Source organism: Pectobacterium wasabiae CFBP 3304 (assembly GCF_001742185.1).
Lineage (GTDB): Bacteria > Pseudomonadota > Gammaproteobacteria > Enterobacterales > Enterobacteriaceae > Pectobacterium > Pectobacterium wasabiae.
In genome coordinates, this window is record NZ_CP015750.1 from 3,261,248 (window position 1) to 3,279,460 (window position 18,213).

Annotated in this window: 15 protein-coding genes; 11 read left to right on the plus strand and 4 right to left on the minus strand. The window is 55.1% G+C overall.

Annotation, left to right across the window (positions count from 1 at the left end):
* Positions 1–10: 10 nt before the first annotated feature.
* The 8 genes from A7983_RS14690 (at position 11) to A7983_RS14725 (ending at position 9,305) form a co-directional block, all read left to right on the plus strand.
* Positions 11–898: an SDR family oxidoreductase gene (locus A7983_RS14690; protein WP_005976174.1), complete on the plus strand. Its 888-nt coding sequence runs from the start codon at positions 11–13 to the stop codon at positions 896–898.
* 438 nt (positions 899–1,336) lie between these two features.
* A complete protein-coding gene (menF, locus tag A7983_RS14695; RefSeq protein ID WP_039477649.1) occupies positions 1,337–2,659 on the plus strand; it encodes an isochorismate synthase MenF in 1,323 nt (440 codons plus the stop codon).
* 289 nt (positions 2,660–2,948) lie between these two features.
* Positions 2,949–4,631, plus strand: a complete 1,683-nt coding sequence (menD, locus tag A7983_RS14700; RefSeq protein WP_005976176.1) for a 2-succinyl-5-enolpyruvyl-6-hydroxy-3-cyclohexene-1-carboxylic-acid synthase — start codon at positions 2,949–2,951, stop codon at positions 4,629–4,631.
* Positions 4,619–5,419, plus strand: a complete 801-nt coding sequence (menH, locus tag A7983_RS14705; protein ID WP_005976178.1) for a 2-succinyl-6-hydroxy-2,4-cyclohexadiene-1-carboxylate synthase — start codon at positions 4,619–4,621, stop codon at positions 5,417–5,419. The genes menD and menH overlap by 13 nt, the downstream gene beginning before the upstream one ends.
* A 5-nt stretch (positions 5,420–5,424) precedes the next feature.
* The gene (gene menB, locus A7983_RS14710; RefSeq protein WP_005976180.1) at positions 5,425–6,282 is read left to right on the plus strand and encodes a 1,4-dihydroxy-2-naphthoyl-CoA synthase; all 858 of its coding nucleotides are present in this window, start codon (positions 5,425–5,427) and stop codon (positions 6,280–6,282) included.
* Complete coding sequence (gene menC / locus A7983_RS14715) at positions 6,282–7,253, plus strand: o-succinylbenzoate synthase (protein WP_005976182.1); 972 nt, start codon at positions 6,282–6,284, stop codon at positions 7,251–7,253. Before menB ends, menC begins: the two co-directional genes overlap by 1 nt.
* The gene (gene menE, locus A7983_RS14720; protein ID WP_005976184.1) at positions 7,241–8,653 is read left to right on the plus strand and encodes an o-succinylbenzoate--CoA ligase; all 1,413 of its coding nucleotides are present in this window, start codon (positions 7,241–7,243) and stop codon (positions 8,651–8,653) included. Before menC ends, menE begins: the two co-directional genes overlap by 13 nt.
* A gap of 112 nt (positions 8,654–8,765) precedes the next feature.
* On the plus strand, positions 8,766–9,305 hold the full coding sequence (locus tag A7983_RS14725) for a YfaZ family outer membrane protein (RefSeq protein ID WP_005976186.1): 540 nt from the start codon (positions 8,766–8,768) through the stop codon (positions 9,303–9,305).
* Between the two features lie 117 nt (positions 9,306–9,422).
* On the opposite strand, the gene tyrP is transcribed toward A7983_RS14725, so the two are convergent.
* Positions 9,423–10,631, minus strand: a complete 1,209-nt coding sequence (tyrP, locus tag A7983_RS14730) for a tyrosine transporter TyrP (protein ID WP_039477647.1) — start codon at positions 10,629–10,631, stop codon at positions 9,423–9,425.
* A gap of 221 nt (positions 10,632–10,852) precedes the next feature.
* On the opposite strand from tyrP, the gene A7983_RS14735 reads away from it, so the two are divergent.
* Positions 10,853–12,046: a nicotinamide mononucleotide deamidase-related protein YfaY gene (locus A7983_RS14735; protein ID WP_005976191.1), complete on the plus strand. Its 1,194-nt coding sequence runs from the start codon at positions 10,853–10,855 to the stop codon at positions 12,044–12,046.
* Between the two features lie 414 nt (positions 12,047–12,460).
* On the opposite strand, the gene A7983_RS14740 is transcribed toward A7983_RS14735, so the two are convergent.
* The 3 genes from A7983_RS14740 to tesA all read right to left on the minus strand — a co-directional run bounded on the left by A7983_RS14740 (position 12,461) and on the right by tesA (position 14,914).
* A complete protein-coding gene (locus A7983_RS14740) occupies positions 12,461–13,321 on the minus strand; it encodes a co-chaperone YbbN (RefSeq protein ID WP_005976194.1) in 861 nt (286 codons plus the stop codon).
* Positions 13,322–13,431: 110 nt separating this feature from the next.
* Positions 13,432–14,202, minus strand: a complete 771-nt coding sequence (locus A7983_RS14745; RefSeq protein ID WP_005976196.1) for an SDR family oxidoreductase — start codon at positions 14,200–14,202, stop codon at positions 13,432–13,434.
* 28 nt (positions 14,203–14,230) lie between these two features.
* Positions 14,231–14,914: a multifunctional acyl-CoA thioesterase I/protease I/lysophospholipase L1 gene (tesA, locus tag A7983_RS14750; protein WP_071531161.1), complete on the minus strand. Its 684-nt coding sequence runs from the start codon at positions 14,912–14,914 to the stop codon at positions 14,231–14,233.
* Here tesA and ybbA point away from each other — a divergent pair.
* Positions 14,837–15,568, plus strand: a complete 732-nt coding sequence (gene ybbA, locus A7983_RS14755) for a putative ABC transporter ATP-binding protein YbbA (RefSeq protein WP_005976200.1) — start codon at positions 14,837–14,839, stop codon at positions 15,566–15,568. The two genes, tesA and ybbA, sit on opposite strands and share 78 nt — an antisense overlap.
* The gene (ybbP, locus tag A7983_RS14760; RefSeq protein WP_005976202.1) at positions 15,565–17,994 is read left to right on the plus strand and encodes a putative ABC transporter permease subunit YbbP; all 2,430 of its coding nucleotides are present in this window, start codon (positions 15,565–15,567) and stop codon (positions 17,992–17,994) included. Before ybbA ends, ybbP begins: the two co-directional genes overlap by 4 nt.
* Positions 17,995–18,213: the final 219 nt, after the last annotated feature.

Consider the following 18,213-nt stretch of genomic DNA (forward strand, 5'->3'; position numbering starts at 1 on the left):
GGAACACATCATGAGCATGAAAAATGACAACGAATGTGCCGGTAAGACCGGAACTGAACCCAATCTCCACCGACGTAAAATGTTGACCGCCGCCGCCATGGCCGCGCCAGCCGTGCTGTTAATGGGGGCGGCGAGTAGTGGAGTTCAAGCCGCACAACCCAAACCGGCTACTGGAAAAGTAGCATTGGTTACGGGGTCGTCACGTGGGATCGGCGCAGCCACTGCTAAGCGACTGGCTGCCGATGGTTTTAGTGTCACGGTCAACTACCTAACCAACCGCGAACTGGCTACTGGCGTTGTGCGGCAGATCGAGCAAGAAGGCGGCAAGGCCATCAGCGTACAGGCTGACGTCAGTGACCCGTCAGCCGTGCGCCGCTTGTTTGAAGCCAATAACGAGGCTTTTGGCGGTGTCGATGTTGTGGTGAGCAACGCAGGCATCATGCAGTTGGCACCTTTTACTGAACTCTCTGATGAGCAATTCGATCGTATGATGGCGGTTAACGTGAAGGGGAGTTTCAACGTTTTGCGCGAAGCTGCCCGTCGTGTACGCGATGGCGGAAGAATTCTTACGCTGTCTTCAAGCATCACGAAATTGCGCAGCCCGACCTATGGGTCGTATGCAGCTTCCAAAGCTGCGCAAGAGCTTTTTGCCAATATCCTTGCCAAGGAATTGGAAGGCCGCATGATTTCGGTCAATGCTATTGCCCCAGGATTGGTCAACACGACTCTCTTTACCGATGGTAAGACGCCGCAGCAAATTGCTGGTTTTGCCCAGCGTACGCCACACAAGCGGTTAGCTGAACCAGAAGATATTGCCAATGTCATCTCTACGCTTTGCAGTAACGATGGCGGGTGGGTGAACGGTCAAACCGTATTTGCCAATGGTGGCATCATCTGACGGTGGGCTAGTGTACGCATTTCTATGATGGCGGAAGCCGCTGCGCTGGCTTGGTAAATTCAGACTGGCGCAGTGGACCGCCGTAATATAGATAGGGGCGGCTCAGCGAAGTGCTTGGCCAGAGATACGGTAAAACAAAAATGCCGATTAAATAATCGGCAAAAGGATAAATAAAAGAATAGATAAATTGAAGTAATAATGATGATGAGCTGCGATTTTAGTCCGATACATATGCCCCGTTTTGCCGTTTGGTGCGATTTCAGCCTGTGCCCGCCGTTGTGGTCATGCCGTAAGGGTGACGGCAGGGATGGCTCGTCATAAAAATATACTGAGGCGTACTCTGCTGGAGGTGGTCTGTGCGTCTTGCATAACCTCTCACCCACGACGTGTTTTTTTCCCGTATAATCCCCTACTTTGTGTTAGGTCTCCGGGGTGACGGTGAAACTACTTTCCGACTTGCTGCGCCATATGCAGCAAGATTTGCGCGAGCCACAGCCTGAACGCGCAGGTTTCAGACAAATAACGCGTTCCTTAAGCCTCAGTGAGGCGTCTGAACTATTGCCGTGGTTGGCGACTCAGCCTGTGTATCCCCAGTTCTATTGGCAGCACCGTCAGGATCGTGAAGAGGTTGCCGTTTGTGGCAAGCTGTGCGGGTTTCGTCATATTCAGGATGCTGAGGCGTTCCTCATTCAGCAGCAGTGCGATCCCGACGTGCGCATCTGGGGGCTGAATGCCTTTAACCAAGTGAAAGAAGAGGGCGCTTCATCACCTGGCTACTTGTTCTTGCCCCGCGTGGAACTACGACGTCAGGATGATACGCTCAGCTTGAGCATTAACCTGTTCAGTGAAACGTCATTACAACAGGATGCTGTCGAGGCTTCGGCGTTTATTAACTTGCTTCTTCCGCCAGCATCACAGCCTCTTTTGCACGCGGAGGTGCAGTCTGTCGCGCATCAGCCGGAGCGTCAGGGGTGGATTGATTTGCTTCAGCGGGCGCTGCATGACATCAAAACAGGGCTAATGGAAAAGGTCGTTTTGGCGCGAGCAACCACGCTAACGCTGACACAACCGCTACAGGCAACCACCTTTATGGCCGCCAGCCGTGCGGCGAATCATCACTGTTTCCATTTCATGCTGGCGCACGATGCGCGCCATGCGTTTCTCGGTTCCAGCCCGGAGCGGCTTTATCGCCGGCGGGGGAGTGAATTGGAAACGGAAGCCTTAGCGGGAACGGTGGCAGGCGATCGCGATGCACTTAAAGCCGCTGAACTGGCCGATTGGCTGATGAAAGACACCAAGAATCAGTGCGAGAACATGCTGGTGGTGGATGATATTTGCCAGCGACTACAGCAATCTGCGCTGTCGCTGGATGTCATGCCACCAGAAATTGTGCGTTTGCGTAAGGTGCAGCATCTGCGTCGTACCATTCATGCCACGTTGAGAACGGCGTCCGATAGCGCGTGCCTGAATATATTACAGCCTACTGCGGCAGTCGCGGGTTTGCCGAGGCAGGAAGCGCGCCGCTTTATTGCGGCGTATGAGCCGTTCGAGCGCGGTTGGTATGCGGGTTCTGCGGGTTACTTGTCGCGTCAGCAGTCTGAATTCAGTGTGGCACTGCGCTCGGCTGAAGTGCGGGATCATGTTTTGACGCTCTATGCTGGTGCCGGGATTGTGGCAGGTTCTGATCCAGAACAAGAATGGCAGGAGTTGGAAAACAAAGCAGCAGGGCTGAGATCCCTGTTAGACGGTGATATGTCATAGTTTTGTTTTATGGTTGTTGTGCTAGGTACTGGTTTATATCAAAGTCAGCGTAGTAAAAAAAAATATAATAAGGCTGATCGCGATAGTCGTTGAAGGGCAACCGGGCCGCCAACAGTTGGATCAATAGTATTTGCTATACCCTAAATAATTCGAGTTGCAGGAAGGCGGCGAGCGCACGATTCCCCAGGAGCTTACATCAGTAAGTGACTGGGGTGAGTAAGAGAAGCTAACGCACATGCAGCTTGAAGTATGACGGGAATAACCTGCAACCTGAGTTGTTGAGTACATCATGTCAACAAGTGTATTTAATCGCCGTTGGGCTACATTGCTGCTGGAATCGCTGACCCGCCATGGCGTCCGGCACATCTGCATCGCGCCTGGTTCTCGCTCTACTCCGCTGACGCTGTCTGCGGCAGATAATCGTGCACTGATTTGCCATACCCATTTCGATGAACGGGGGCTGGGGCATCTTGCGCTCGGGCTGGCAAAGGCTTCGCGTGAACCGGTTGCGATTATCGTGACGTCAGGGACTGCCGCTGCCAACCTTTACCCGGCAATTATTGAAGCGGGACTGACCGGTGAACGGCTGGTGGTTTTGACGGCCGATCGTCCGCCGGAGCTGATTGACTGCGGTGCGAATCAGGCGATTCGCCAGCACGCACTGTATGCGTCACACCCCACGCTGTCGCTGGATTTACCGCGCCCTACGCCCGATATTCCGGCTAACTGGCTGGTTTCCTCAGTGGATAGTGCTATGGCACGGCTTACTCACGGCGCGTTGCACATTAACTGTCCCTTTGCTGAACCGCTTTATGGTGCCGATGATGGCACTGCTTATCAAGACTGGCTGATGACGCTGGGTGACTGGTGGAATAGCCGCGAACCCTGGCTGCGTGAAATGCGCCAGAGTGCGCTGGCGGTGCAGCCGGACTGGCCGCAGTGGCGACAGAAACGTGGTGTCGTCCTCGCTGGGCGCGTGAGTCCGGAACACGGGGCGCGTCTCGCGGCATGGGCGAACGAGTTAGGCTGGCCGCTGATTGGTGATGTCCTGTCGCAAAGTGGGCAGCCTTTGCCCTGTGCGGATATTTGGCTGGCGCACCCAGAAGCGGCGAATCTTTTACGGCAGGCAGAGATCGTCCTACAGTTCGGCGGTAGCCTGACCGGTAAACGCCTGCTGCAATGGCAAGAACAGTGTCAGCCGCAAGAATTTTGGTTAATTGACGATCTGCCGGGACGACTGGACCCGGCTCACCATCGCGGGCGTCGTTTGGTTGCGGATGTTGGCGAATGGCTGTCGGCGCATCCAGCAGAAAAACAGGCATCGTGGGCGGATTTACTGGTGGATATTGCCGACAGAACGCAGCGGCAGATCGATACGTATCTGGCTTCCCGTTTTGGTGAAGCGCAGTTGGCGCAGCGAATACCGGCGCTGTTGCCACCGGATGGGCAACTGTTTGTCGGTAATAGCCTCGTGGTACGTCTGATCGACGCGCTGGCGCAGCTCCCACAAGGTTATCCCGTGTATGGGAATCGAGGAGCCAGCGGCATTGATGGCCTGATTTCCACGCTGGCTGGCGTACAGCGTGCCACGGCGAAAGCGACGCTGGGCATCGTCGGCGATCTCTCTGCATTATACGATTTGAATGCGCTGTCGCTGTTGCGCCAGTCTCCCGCACCGCTGGTGTTGATCGTGGTGAACAATAACGGTGGCCAGATCTTTTCCCTGCTGCCGACACCGGTTGACCAGCGCGAAGCGTTTTATTGCATGCCGCAAAATGTGGAGTTCGGACATGCTGCGGCGATGTTTGGCCTGAATTACGTGCGCGCCGAGAACTGGGAACAACTCGCGGATACGGTGTCCCATTGCTGGACACAGGGCGGCGTTACGCTGCTTGAAGTGGTGGTTGAACCGAAAGACGGCGCGGAAACGCTCAATGAACTGGTCGCGCAGGTGGCGGCGTGGACCCACTAGATCCTCAAGGGTTAGGCTGCCGGAAAGTGACGCATGGCGCGGTTGCTCCGATGCAGCCGTGGCTGGTGTGCCTGCATGGTTTATTAGGAAGTGGTGAGGACTGGCAGCCTGTCCTGCCGTTTTTTCGTGACTGGCCGGTGCTGCTGGTGGATTTACCCGGACACGGCGCGTCGCAAGCCATTGCTACAGCCGATTTTGCCGATATCAGCCGCCAATTAACCGCAACGCTGCTGGAGCAGGGTATCGAGCGCTATTGGCTGCTGGGTTATTCGCTCGGTGGACGCATTGCGATGTATCACGCCTGCGACGGGCACCATGACGGCATGCAGGGGTTGCTGGTCGAAGGGGGACACCTCGGTTTGGCAACGCCAGATCTACGTAAGGAACGTATTCATCATGATGCACGCTGGGCGCAGCGTTTTCGTCAGGAGCCACTGCCAGAGGTTTTGCAGGATTGGTATCAGCAGGCGGTTTTTGCCGATGTTGATTCGGCGCAGCGTGAACAACTGATAGTTCGTCGCAGCGGCAATCACGGTGCATCCGTTGCAGCGATGCTGGAAGCGACCTCTCTGGGGCGGCAGCCTTTTTTGGCAGAGCGCCTCCGGCACCTGTCGATACCTTTTATTTACTTATGCGGTGCCAGCGACGTGAAATTTCAGACGCTGGCGGCGCAATACGGCCTGCCGTTACTGAGCGTGGCTCAGGCGGGTCATAATGCTCATCAGGCGAACCCAACGGCCTATGCCGAGCGGGTTCGCTCTTTTCTTTCGCATCCCGTTAAGGATTGATAACTATGCTTTATCCGAGTGAAGAACTGCTTTACGCACCGATTGAATGGCACGATTGCAGCGGCGACTTCGCCGATATTCTCTACCATAAATCTATCGATGGGATTGCCAAAATCACCATTAACCGTCCTCAGGTACGCAATGCGTTTCGTCCGCAAACGGTAAAAGAGATGATTCAGGCACTCGATAATGCGCGTCATGACGACGGTATCGGGACGATTATCCTGACCGGTGCTGGCGATAAGGCATTCTGCTCCGGCGGCGATCAGAAAGTGCGCGGCGACTACGGCGGTTATCAGGATGACAGCGGTGTGCACCACCTGAACGTGCTGGATTTCCAGCGCCAGATCCGCACCTGTCCAAAGCCAGTCATTGCGATGGTCGCAGGTTATTCCATCGGTGGCGGACACGTTCTGCACATGATGTGCGATCTGACGATTGCGGCAGAAAATGCCATCTTCGGTCAAACGGGTCCGCGTGTTGGTTCCTTTGACGGCGGTTGGGGGGCTTCTTACATGGCTCGCATCGTGGGTCAGAAGAAAGCGCGTGAAATCTGGTTCCTGTGTCGCCAGTACGACGCTGCGCAAGCGTTGGATATGGGGCTGGTGAATACCGTGGTTCCGTTGGCCGATCTGGAAAAAGAAACTGTGCGCTGGTGCCGTGAAATGCTGCAAAACAGCCCGATGGCGCTGCGTTGCCTGAAAGCGGCACTGAACGCGGACTGTGACGGTCAGGCTGGCTTGCAGGAACTGGCAGGTAACGCCACCATGTTGTTCTATATGACCGATGAAGGGCAGGAAGGCCGCAACGCGTTCAATGAAAAACGCCAGCCTGACTTCAGCAAATTCAAACGGAATCCGTAATGCGCCGGGTCACTCTCTATCGTTACAGTGTGCCGATGGAAGCCGGGGTGGTGCTGCGCAATCAGCGCCTGAAAACCCGCGATGGTCTTATCGTTCGCCTGCAAGAAGGTGAACGGTTGGGCTGGGGCGAGATTGCGCCGCTGCCGGAGTTCAGTGTGGAAACGCTGGCAGACGCGGAATCAGCCGCGCTTGAACAACTGCAATCGTGGGTGACAGGGCGAGCATTTTCTAACGATCTTCCGCCGTCCGTTGCGTTTGGTTTGAGTTGTGCGCTGGCTGAGCTGGATCAGCGCCTGCCACAGGCGGCGGACTATCGCAAAGCGCCGCTGTGTAATGGCGATCCTGATGAGCTGTTCGAGATGCTTCAGTCGATGCCGGGCGAGAAAGTGGCAAAGATAAAAGTCGGCCTGTACGAAGCCGTGCGTGACGGTATGATTGTTAATGTCCTGCTGGAAGCGTTGCCGGATTTGAAACTCCGTCTGGATGCCAACCGCAGTTGGACACGAGCCAAAGCGGACGGCTTCGCCCGCTATGTCGCTCCGTCACTGCGTTCACGCATTGCTTTTCTCGAAGAACCCTGCAAAACCCGTGACGAATCCCGTGAATTTGCGCGGGAAACGGGCATCAACATTGCCTGGGACGAAAGCGTGCGCGAGGCAGATTTTCGGGTGGAAGCCGAACCGGGTGTGAGTGCGATTGTGATCAAGCCGACGCTGGTCGGTAGCTTAGCCCGCTGTCAGCAACTGGTGCAGGAAACGCACCAAGCTGGATTAACTGCGGTGATCAGCTCCAGCATTGAATCCAGTCTGGGCCTAACTCAGCTAGCGCGCTTGGCACATTGGTTGACGCCGGACACGGTTCCTGGGCTGGATACGTTAGATCTGATGCAGGCGCAGGTGATTCAACGTTGGCCGGATAGTACGTTGCCGCTTCTGGCTGTCGAGCAACTGGACGTGGTATGGCAATCCTGACTGACTGGCCTTGGCGGCATTGGGCTAGCCAGACGCCCCAGTCCGCCGCGCTGATTGAGGATGAAACCCGCTGGAGTTGGCAGACGCTCGCCCGGCGGGTGGATTATTTGGCAGAGCATTTCACACAGCAGGGCGTGACTGCCGAAAGCACGGTAGTGCTACGCGGGAAAAATAGTGTACCGATGCTGTGCTGCTATCTTGCGCTGTTACAGTGCGGCGTGCGCGTACTCCCGCTGAATCCACAGTTACCCGATACGTTAGCTGAAGTGTTGTTACCCGCGCTGGATGTGGCGTATGGTCTGTGTCTGACTGATAAACCGTGGCCGAATGCTGTGCGTGCGCTTTCTTTACCATCAGATTCCTCGTCATCGGGTAATACCGAAGCAACCCACTACACCAATCGATTACGCTGGCAGGCCGATCGACTAGCGACGTTGACGCTGACATCCGGTTCCAGCGGTATGCCGAAAGCAGTGGCGCATACGTTTGCTGCCCATCTCTCCAGTGCGGAAGGCGTGGTTCAAATGATGGCATTTTCCGCCTGCGACAGTTGGCTGCTGTCACTTCCCCTTTTCCACGTGTCCGGGCAAGGTATCGTTTGGCGCTGGCTTGCCACGGGTGCCACGATGGTCGTTCGCGCACATCAGCCTCTGGAGGTCGCACTGCGTGATTGTACCCACGCTTCTCTGGTGCCGACCCAACTGTGGCGACTGCTGTCGGAGGAGACATTGCCTACGGCACTGAAAGCTGTGTTGCTCGGTGGGGCGACGATCCCGCAGACGTTGACGCAGCAGGCAGAAGCACGAGGTGTGAGCTGCTGGTGTGGCTATGGTCTGACGGAATTGGCGTCCACGGTCTGTGCTAAACGTGCCGATGGGCGTTCGGGCGTCGGAATGCCGCTGCAAAAACGAGAGGTTCGGTTGGTCAATGAAGAAATCCAACTGCGTGGCAGCACGCTGGGCGCTGGCTATTGGCGTGACGGAAAACTGATTCCGCTAGTCGATGATGATGGCTGGTTCCACACGCGCGATCGCGGGCTATTTGCCGAGGGAGAATGGCACATTTTGGGGCGTCTGGATAATCAATTTTTCAGCGGTGGGGAAGGGGTTCAGCCGGAGAATATCGAAGCCGTGCTGTTGATGCACCCCGATGTTCAACAGGCATGTGTTGTGCCCGTTGAGGATGTGGAGTTTGGCCATCGTCCCGTTGCGGTATTAGGGGTGGCTCAGACCTCGACGCTGGATGCAGTGCGCGACTGGCTACAGCCGCAGCTTGCCGGCTTTCAGCGACCGGTTGCGTATTATGCGCTGCCTGCCGAGCTGAAAAATGGTGGAATTAAGCTTTCTCGCCAGCAGGTGAAAAGCTGGGTCAATGCTGTACACCATCAGCATAAACGGTAGTGTGACTGGGTTTTACACTATTTCATGCTGAGGTGAGGGAGCGTTTCGGGTAGAATCGGCAACGATAACATCTTTACACGCGCGTTTAATGACGGTTTTAAGGATATTGAAAATGAAAAAGTTTGTGATTGCCTGTGCGGGAAGCCTGTTACTTGCAAGTGCTTCTGTACATGCCATTAGCCTTTCCGGGGAAGCTGGCCGTGATTACGCAGGTGCTAGCGCAGGCTTCGGTCTGGGCATGCCAGGGCTTGCGGGTAATGTGGGCTATTCCCACGGTGACAACAGCAACGATGTATACAGCTTTGGTTTGGGCTACACCATCCCTGTTGGTCAACTTAAGCTGACTCTGGGTGGTAAAGCGTTGTACCTGAATCAGGATCACGGCGATGATGGTTATGGTGTTGCACTGGGCGGTGGCGTGCAGTGGCCGCTGAGCCGTCAGTTCTCACTGTATGGTGAAGGTTACTATGCGCCGGATTCGTTCTCCAGCCACGTTGACCACTATGTTGAAGGGAAGGCGGGCGTTCGTTGGCAGGTGTTTGCACCGCTGAGCGTCGATGTCGGTTACCGTTACATCAATATGGCGCGTGAAAACGGCCCAGATAACAAGTTGGCTGATTCTGCCTATATCGGCGTTGGTCTGAACTTCTAATATACCGTCATACTTCAAGCCGCAGGTGTGTTGGCTTGATATCGTGACCGGAAAGAAAAAAGAGCGTGAATGTTGAATTCACGCTCTTTTTTATACTTGCGTTAACCGATCGAGAAGCTAATTGATTGACGGCAACCAGCCCGTAACCATCGCCACCTGGATCAGAATAATTCCCACGCCGCTGGCGAAGATCAGCACCAAGACGGGCGCACCACCACGAGTCGCACGTATTTCAGGATGCTGTTTACGAACCTGCCAGCTCAGCAACGCGGGAATGAGTAATGCCAATACGGCCAGTGCAATTGCCGCATAGCCTAGCGCCATCACAAACCCTTGCGGATAAAAGAGTGCGAACACCAGCGGCGGGATAAAAGTCAGCAACCCCGTCTGCGCACGCCCTGTGACGCTATTTTTACGCTTAAATAGATCGGCTAAATAATCGAATAATCCTAGCGCCACGCCGAGGAAAGAGGTCGCCAGCGCCAGATCGGCAAACAGGTGGACGGCAAGCTCAACATGCGGTGAAGCAACCAACGTGCGAATCGCCTGCATCAACCCATTCAATCCCGCCTGATTGGCCAAAATAGCATTAAATGTTGAAGAGCTGAGGCTACCCAACATGACGAGCTGCCAAAAAATATAGGCAATCAGCGGTATCACGCTACCGATAAGAAATATCCGACGTAGCTTACGGCTGTCTCCCCCCATGTAGTGGACAATGCTGGGGATGCTGCCGTGAAAGCCGAATGAGGTCAGAATGACAGGTAATGCCGAGAGCGTCAGACCCTGTTGCAGCGGCAGCGTTAAGAGATTGACGCGCTGAATGTGTGGAACCATCACGGCTAACATGATGACGAGCATCAGCACTTTGCCGCTAAACAGGATACGGTTAAACAAGTCGACTGACGACGTGCCGATGCAGACGACCCCGCCTGCAACCAGCGTGAAGATCAGAATGCCTGCCGACAGAGGAAGTGAGTAGCCACTCCACTGGCTGATGCTGCTGGCGAGCAGTTCGCCCGCGCCGCTGATATAGGCCGCCGTTAGTGCATACATCAGAAATAGCATGCTGAAACCGGTAATCCACTGCCCCCAACGGCCGAGGTAGATTTTTGCCAACGTGCCTAACCCAGTATGCGATGGCTGATGTTGATACACTTCAACCAGCAACAAGGCGCTGTAGCACATCAGTGCCCACAGACCGATCAAGATCATCAATGTCGTACCAAACCCGACGCCAGCCGTTGCCAACGGCATCGCCAACATTCCTGCTCCAATGGTGGTACCTGCAACGATAAAAATACTGCCAAGAGTACGATTTTTCACCTATTCCTCTATATATAGCGTGGCTATCCAGATATTTTTGGCAGCAGGGTAGAGTATTCAGTGATTTCTGTCAAAACGCCGTTACGACGAGTGTAATTTTATATTTACACCAGAGGGCGACATGCCGGCAGCGGTGCGTTATCGGGCAGGACGAAAGAAATATTGTGTTTGCTCATCCGACTTTTTAAAGTGGTTTCAGGATTATCATCAGGAGTGAAAAAATGCTTAGGGTTGAGATGTTATGTACCGGCGATGAAGTGCTGCATGGTCAGATTATTGACACCAACGCGGCCTGGCTGGCGGATTATCTGTTTGTGCAGGGATTACCGATGACCAGCCGGATGACGGTGGGTGACGATCTCGATGCGTTGGTGACCGCAATCACGCAGCGCAGCCAGATAGCCGATATCCTGATTGTGAACGGCGGTTTGGGGCCGACCAGCGACGATCTCAGCGCATTGGCGGCCGCTACCGCAGCGAGAGAAGGGTTGGTTGAGCACGCTGAATGGCTGGCGCGTATGGAGGCTTTTTTTGCCGAACGCGGCAGAGTCATGGCTCCCAGTAATCGTAAACAGGCGCAAATCCCTGCCAGCGCCGAAATGGTGGATAATCCAGTCGGTACAGCCTGTGGTTTTGCGCTGCGATTGAACAAGTGCCTGATGTTTTTCACACCGGGCGTACCGTCTGAATTTAAGGTCATGGTCGATCAACAGATTATGCCGCGTCTGCGTGAACGCTTTGCTGTGGCGGAAGCCCCGCTGTGTTTGCGTTTGACCACCTTTGGTCGCTCCGAGAGCGATCTGGCAAGCCAACTGGATGGCATGGCGTTACCGCCGGGCGTGGTGCTGGGCTACCGATCTTCTATGCCGATTATTGAGCTGAAGCTCACTGGCCCGGCCGCACAGCAAGAAAGGATGGAGCAACTATGGGAAACGGTGCGCACTGTAGCAGGTGAGAATACGATCTTTGAAGGCACTGAAGGACTACCTGCACAGTTGGCGCGACGCCTCGCCGAACGTGATATGACGCTGGCGGTGAGTGAACACTTCACGGCAGGATTGCTCAACTGGCAACTCCAGTCGGCGGATACACCGCTGGCTGGCGGAGAGTTGCTGGCAAGTGTTCAAGATACCAGCCTGTCCGGGCTAGTGGACTATGCACGCCATCTGGCAGAGCGACAGGGTGCATCGTTAGCGTTGGTGGTCGGCAGCCGGGATGACGCTGAACTGTCATTAGCGCTGCATACGCCGGAAGGATCTTTCGCCCAAACGATACAGTTCAACGTACAGCGCTATAGCCTGAAAACCCATCAGGACGTGGTTGCGATGCTGGCGATGAATATGTTGCGCCGCTGGTTAAACGGCTGGTCAGTGTACGGTGGACACGGTTGGATTACGGTGCTGAAGACGCTTTAAGTAAAAATATGGTCAGACGAGAGACATACAGTAATCTGTAATTTCTCTGATTTTGCTGTTTTTTATTTTTCGGCGTCAAACGTTGTGCTGAGGTGGGCGTGACCGTCGGGTGAGCCGCATGGACGCGGCGAGAGTCAGTGCCGCGTCGGGAACGCGTCACTGACGGCCCGAATAACGGGCACGAACGCCGAAGGTACCGCGAAGCGGCACAACGTCCGCCAAATAGCCAGAGGTCAAGGAGCTGCGGCGATTGAGCGCTCCTTGTCGGGCGAGTGATGAAATGACAGAAAAGTAGGGTGGTTAGTACGCCCGAAACTATCACATCAATCTAGCATAAGCCGATAAGCCGATGGCTAATACTCGCCTGCAAATAAGAAGGCCAGAATCAACGTTCTGGCCTTTCCCACAAGAGAATCAATATAATAACGAATAAAGCTGCCGGCGGTAGCGGGCGGCGAGGGCGTCGCTGGTGCCGAGGGCGGCCATGATATCCATCAGCGTTTTACGCGCGCTGCCATTAGCGACGGCCAGATCTTTCTTCAGGAATCCCATCAGCAACTCAAGCGCTTCTTCATTACGACCAACCTGATGCAGTTGCAGAGATAATTGCACTGCCAGATCCGCATTTTGCGGGTCAGCGTTCAACTGCTGCTGCAAATGCTGAATTTCTGGCGTATCTGCTGCCTGTTTCAGCAATTCAATCTGAGCGACGAGGCTGTGATAGCGCGTGTCTTGATCTTGCAAAGGAATGGTGGCCAACACAGCTTCAGCATCTTCACTGCGTTTAATTTGAATCTGCACTTCCGCCAGCATCAGGCCGATATCGCTGCGCTGCTGGCTGAGTTGCCAGGCGTCTTTCAGTAGCTGCATCGCTTCCGGCAATTTGTCTTCCTGAATCAGTTGCTGTGCCTGAGCGACTTTCAGCTCTTCTTCTTTCGGCAGTGCGCGTTTCAGCAGTTCACGAACGGCTTCTTCCGGCTGTGGTCCTTGAAAACCATCCAGCGGCTGCCCGTCTTTAAACAGATAAACAGTTGGGATTGAGCGCAGGCCAAACTGGGCGGCGACACGCTGCTCGGCATCACAGTCCACCTTCGCCAGAACAAACTGCCCTGCGTATTCCTGTGCCAGTTTGTCTAACACCGGCTCCAGTTCCAGACAGTGCTGGCTACGCCCCGACCAAAAGTAAAACAGGACGGGCAGAGTCGCGGACTGTTCCAAAACCTGATGCAGGTTAGATTCGTTAACGTCAATGATAGTCGCTTGTTGTTCTAACATGAGTAGTCTCTCTTACTTCTTGAATTCGTTTGACCTTTAGATGGGGCTTGTCGGTGTCACTTACAAGCCTTGTGCAGAGGTGAGTGCGCAATACATCACTTTCTGCTGCTTTATCCACGTAATACTTTATCCAGCAAACACCCCGGTAACAGACGGCGCAGCCAGGTTAGGGCATGAGCCACCAGCGTCACGGGATAGCGTAATTTGGGCCGTGAACTTTCCAGCGCATGGTGGAGTTTCGGTAGTATCGCTTCCGGCGGCAGCGTGAAGCGTTTAGCGATACCGGGGTTGGTGACGGGTTTATCCATCTGCGTCTGTGCGACGTTGTTGGTAAAGCGTGTGCTAATTGGGCCAGGCTCGATCAGGCTGACGTGCAGGCCACTGCCGTGGAGTTCCATACGCAACGCATCTGACCAGGCTTCCAGTGCATGTTTGCTGGCGGCATACGCACCACGCCCGGGGGTGGACACCAGTCCCAGCACTGAACTGGTCTGGATGATGCGGCCTTCGCCGTGCGACAGCATTGCTGGCAATAACAGTTGTGTGAGCTGATGTGTACCGAACAGGTTGCTGGAAAACTGTTGTTCAAGCTGCTGACGTGAAATGGTGTTCAGCGGCCCGTAGAGGCCGTATCCAGCATTATTAAACAAGCCATACAAGCGGTTGTTAGTCAATCTGATCACGTCCGCGGCGGCCTGTTCAACGCTGGCGCTGTCATCCAGATCCAGCGTAATAACCTTCAGGCCGAGCGTAGTCAGACGAGCAACATCTTCCGCACGGCGGCAGGCCGCAATCACGCGATAGCCACGTTTTTGCAGATCCTGAGCGGCAATCAGGCCAATGCCGCTGGAGCAACCGGTAATGAAGACCGTTTTTTGCATAACTTTACCTAATTCAAAAGCCTATTTATCAAGACTCATGGTTAACTAAGGGCTCCAACTGCTTCGCCATCCATTCTGCGATAAACGGTTGGGCATCACGGGTTGGATGGATGCCATCTTCCATCATCCACTCCGGTTTAAGATACACTTGCTCCATAAAGAAAGGCAGAAGAGGAAGCGTAAACTGCTCCGCCAGTTTGGGGTAGATATTGCTGAATGACTCGGTGTAGCGGCGGCCATAGTTGGTCGGCAAACGAACCTGTATCAGCAGCGGTTGAGCGTTAGCCTGTTTGACCAGCGTGATGATTTTCGCCAGATCCTGCTCGATATTTTGTGCCGGAAATCCCCGAAGTCCGTCATTGCCGCCCAGCTCAATCAACACCCAGCGCGGCTGATGCTGTTTCAGCAGGTTAGGAAGTCGCACCAGCCCCTGTGCAGTGGTGTCACCACTAATGCTGGCGTTAACTACAGCGATACCCTTTTTTTGCGTTTGCCACTGGGTGTTCAGCAGTGTTGGCCATGCGTTAGCGGCCGGCATCTGGTAGCCCGCACTGAGGCTATCGCCCAGAATTAATAATGTGTCAGCAGCGAAAGCGCGTGCGCTGCATAATCCCAGAAGCAAAAGGACGAAAACATGTTTGCGAAGACCAGCCCAGCGAGTGCTACGCCAAGCAAAACTGCGCACGTAGAAAACATTCTTGAAGTTCATCATCTTAGTAAGCACGTTGGTCAAGGAGAGAATCGGCTTTCCATCCTTACCGGAGTTGAGCTTATTGTCAAACCTGCGCAGACAATTGCCCTGATTGGTGAATCGGGTTCGGGGAAATCAACTTTGCTGGGGATCCTGGCCGGGCTGGATGATGGCACAGAAGGTGACGTTAGCCTGATGGGAAAATCGCTCAATGCGCTGGACGAAGAAGGTCGCGCGGCGCTGCGTGCCCAGCATGTCGGTTTTGTCTTTCAGTCTTTCATGCTGGTGCCGACGCTGAATGCATTGGAGAACGTGCAATTACCCGCGTTGCTGCGCGGTGAAAGCGATAGCCACAGCCGTGGGCAGGCCGAGCAACTTCTGCAACAGCTCGGGCTGGGTGAGCGTTTACATCATCTTCCCGCCCAACTTTCCGGTGGTGAACAGCAGCGTGTAGCGCTGGCGCGCGCGTTTAGCGGCCGCCCTAACGTGTTGTTTGCCGATGAGCCAACTGGGAATCTGGATCGTAAAACCGGTGAACGCATCGTTGATTTACTGTTTTCCCTCAATCGCGATTATGCCACCACGTTGATTCTGGTGACACACGATGAGCAACTGGCGGCACGCTGTGAGCGACGCCTGCGGTTAGTCGACGGCAAACTGCGGGAGGACGCATGATCTGGCGGTGGTTCTGGCGCGAATGGCGCTCTCCTTCCTTACTGATTGTCTGGCTCGCGTTAACGCTGGCTGTCGCCTGCGTGCTGGCGTTGGGCACGATCAGCGATCGCATGGAAAAAGGTCTCAGTCAGCAGAGTCGTGATTTTCTGGCGGGTGACCGCGTGCTGCGCGCATCTCGGCCTGTCGCAGACACCTGGCTTCAGGAAGCGGAGCAGCGCGGGCTGATGCTCAGTCGGCAGATTTCTTTTATGACCATGACGTTTGCGGGCGATATGCCGCAGTTGGCGCAGGTTAAAGCTACCGACCAGCGCTATCCGCTGTACGGTAATTTGCAGACTCGCCCTGAAGGGCTACATGCGGAAGCGGGAACGGTGCTGGTGGCCCCGCGCCTGCTGGCCTTACTTGATCTGAAAGTCGGTGACATGCTGGATGTCGGCGATACCTCGCTGCGTATCAGCGGTGAACTGATTCAGGAACCGGATTCCGGTTTTAATCCGTTCGAAACCGCACCGCGTATTCTGATGAATCTGGACGATGTCGAGAAAACCGGAGCGATTCAACCGGGTGGGCGCATTACCTGGCGCTATATGTTTTCTGGCAATGAAAAACAGATTAGTGAGTTCAGTAACTTCATCAAGCCACAGCTCAAGCCCGATCAACGCTGGTATGGCATGGAGGATTCTGAAGGTGCGCTGAGCCAGTCGTTAAAGCGGTCGCAGCAGTTCCTGTTGTTGTCGGCGCTGCTGACGCTGCTGTTGTCTATCGCTGCCGTTGCGGTAGCGATGGGGCATTACTGCCGCAGTCGCTATGATTTGGTCGCTATTCTGAAAACGCTGGGGGCGGGCAAACAAGCACTGAGGCGATTAATCATCGGCCAATGGCTTTCCGTGCTTGGGTTGGCTGCGGTCTGCGGTAGCGTGCTTGGGCTGGGTTTTGAGGCACTGTTGATGAAAATGCTGGCTCCGGTGCTGCCTGCTGCATTGCCAGCATCTGGACTGTGGCCGTGGGTATGGGCGCTAGGCTCGCTGGTGCTGATCTCGCTGCTGGTTGGGCTGCGGCCGTATCGGCTGCTGCTGGCGACACAGCCGCTGCGCGTGTTGCGTCAGGATGTGGTGGCGAACGTGTGGCCGCTGCGCTACTACCTGCCGATTGTCCTGATTATTGTCGTTGGGTTGCTGGCCGTGTTGTCCGGTGGCGGCGTGCTGCTGTGGTCGCTGCTTGGCGGTGTGGCGGTACTGTCGCTACTACTTGGCATCATCGGTTGGGGCGGTCTGCTGCTGTTACGGCGTTTGACGGTTAAGCGACTGGCGTTGCGCCTGGCGATTAATCGCCTGCTGCGTCAGCCGTGGTCGACACTCAGCCAACTGGCCGCGTTTTCATTGTCCTTCATGCTATTGGCGTTGCTGCTGGTAATGCGTGGTGATCTGCTAGAGCGCTGGCAGCAGCAGTTGCCGCCGGGCAGCCCGAACTATTTCCTGCTGAATATCACGGCGGAACAGGTGCCGCAGGTGAGGGATTTCCTTTCTCAGCATAACGTGATGCCGGAGCCGTTCTTCCCGATTATTCGTGCACGGCTGACGGAGATTAATCAGCAGATTGCGACGGAAGTAATCCATGAGGACGATCCAGGCGGCAACACGGTGAACCGTGAACTGAACCTGACCTGGATGAACGGGATTCCGCAGCACAACGTATTGGTGGAAGGGGAAGCGCCGAAGGCGGGCGAAGTCTCGATGGAAGCGAAAGAAGCCAAAGAGATGGGCATCAAGATTGGCGATACGCTGACCTTTACCGGTGACACGCAGCCGTTTAGCGCCACGGTGACCAGTTTTCGTCAGGTGGACTGGGAAAGTCTGCGTCCGAATTTCTTCTTTATTTTCCCCGTGGGGGCGTTGGACAACCAGCCACAGTCTTGGCTGACCAGCTTCCGCTACGATGGTGACGAGAAGATGATTACGCAGTTAAATCGCCAATTCCCGACGGTGAGTGTGTTGGATATCGGCAGTATCCTGCGTCAGGTGGGGCAGGTCTTGCAGCAGGTGAGTCGAGCGCTGGAGATTATGGTCATTCTGGTACTGTTCTGCGGCGTGTTGCTGCTGTTGGCACAAATTCAGGTTGGGATGCGTCAACGGCGTCAGGAGTTGATGGTATACCGCACGCTGGGAGCCGGGTTGCGCCTGCTGCGTACCACGCTGTGGTGTGAGTTCGCGGTGCTGGGGTTGGTTGCGGGAACGGCGGCGGCAATTGGCGCTGAGTCGGCTCTGTGGCTGTTACAGCGTAAGGTCTTCAACTTTGCCTGGGAACCGAATATCGGGATGTGGATAACACTGCCGTTAATTGCGGCGTTCCTGCTGTCGCTCTGCGGCGGCTGGCTGGGTCTGCGGCTCTTACGCGGTAAAGCACTGTTCCGGCAGTTTTCGGGGTGATATTGCGTATAAGAATACGCCATTTTCTCTGAGACGAATTGCTATGCAAATATAGAGAAAGTTTCGTGCGCAATACCGCCGCCACGTTTATGCAAAACCTTATCAGCGCCCGACGCAGGGCGCTCAAGCGCCGCAGCCCTGCGAACCCTGGCTTCTGGCTAAATTATGCCGCTACGCGGTTCCATCGGTGTTCATGACCGCTAATCGAGCCGCCAGTGA

Bases quoted from the DNA above. Each gene is read 5' to 3' on its own strand.
- A7983_RS14690 (WP_005976174.1), top strand. From the start codon at position 11: ATGAGCATGAAAAATGACAACGAATGTGCCGGTAAGACCGGAACTGAA.
- menD (WP_005976176.1), top strand. From the start codon at position 2,949: ATGTCAACAAGTGTATTTAATCGCCGTTGGGCTACATTGCTGCTGGAA.
- menB (WP_005976180.1), top strand. From the start codon at position 5,425: ATGCTTTATCCGAGTGAAGAACTGCTTTACGCACCGATTGAATGGCAC.
- menC (WP_005976182.1), top strand. From the start codon at position 6,282: ATGCGCCGGGTCACTCTCTATCGTTACAGTGTGCCGATGGAAGCCGGG.
- menE (WP_005976184.1), top strand. From the start codon at position 7,241: ATGGCAATCCTGACTGACTGGCCTTGGCGGCATTGGGCTAGCCAGACG.
- A7983_RS14725 (WP_005976186.1), top strand. From the start codon at position 8,766: ATGAAAAAGTTTGTGATTGCCTGTGCGGGAAGCCTGTTACTTGCAAGT.
- A7983_RS14735 (WP_005976191.1), top strand. From the start codon at position 10,853: ATGCTTAGGGTTGAGATGTTATGTACCGGCGATGAAGTGCTGCATGGT.
- A7983_RS14740 (WP_005976194.1), bottom strand. From the start codon at position 13,321: ATGTTAGAACAACAAGCGACTATCATTGACGTTAACGAATCTAACCTG.
- A7983_RS14745 (WP_005976196.1), bottom strand. From the start codon at position 14,202: ATGCAAAAAACGGTCTTCATTACCGGTTGCTCCAGCGGCATTGGCCTG.
- ybbA (WP_005976200.1), top strand. From the start codon at position 14,837: ATGTTTGCGAAGACCAGCCCAGCGAGTGCTACGCCAAGCAAAACTGCG.
- tesA (WP_071531161.1), bottom strand. From the start codon at position 14,914: ATGATGAACTTCAAGAATGTTTTCTACGTGCGCAGTTTTGCTTGGCGT.
- ybbP (WP_005976202.1), top strand. From the start codon at position 15,565: ATGATCTGGCGGTGGTTCTGGCGCGAATGGCGCTCTCCTTCCTTACTG.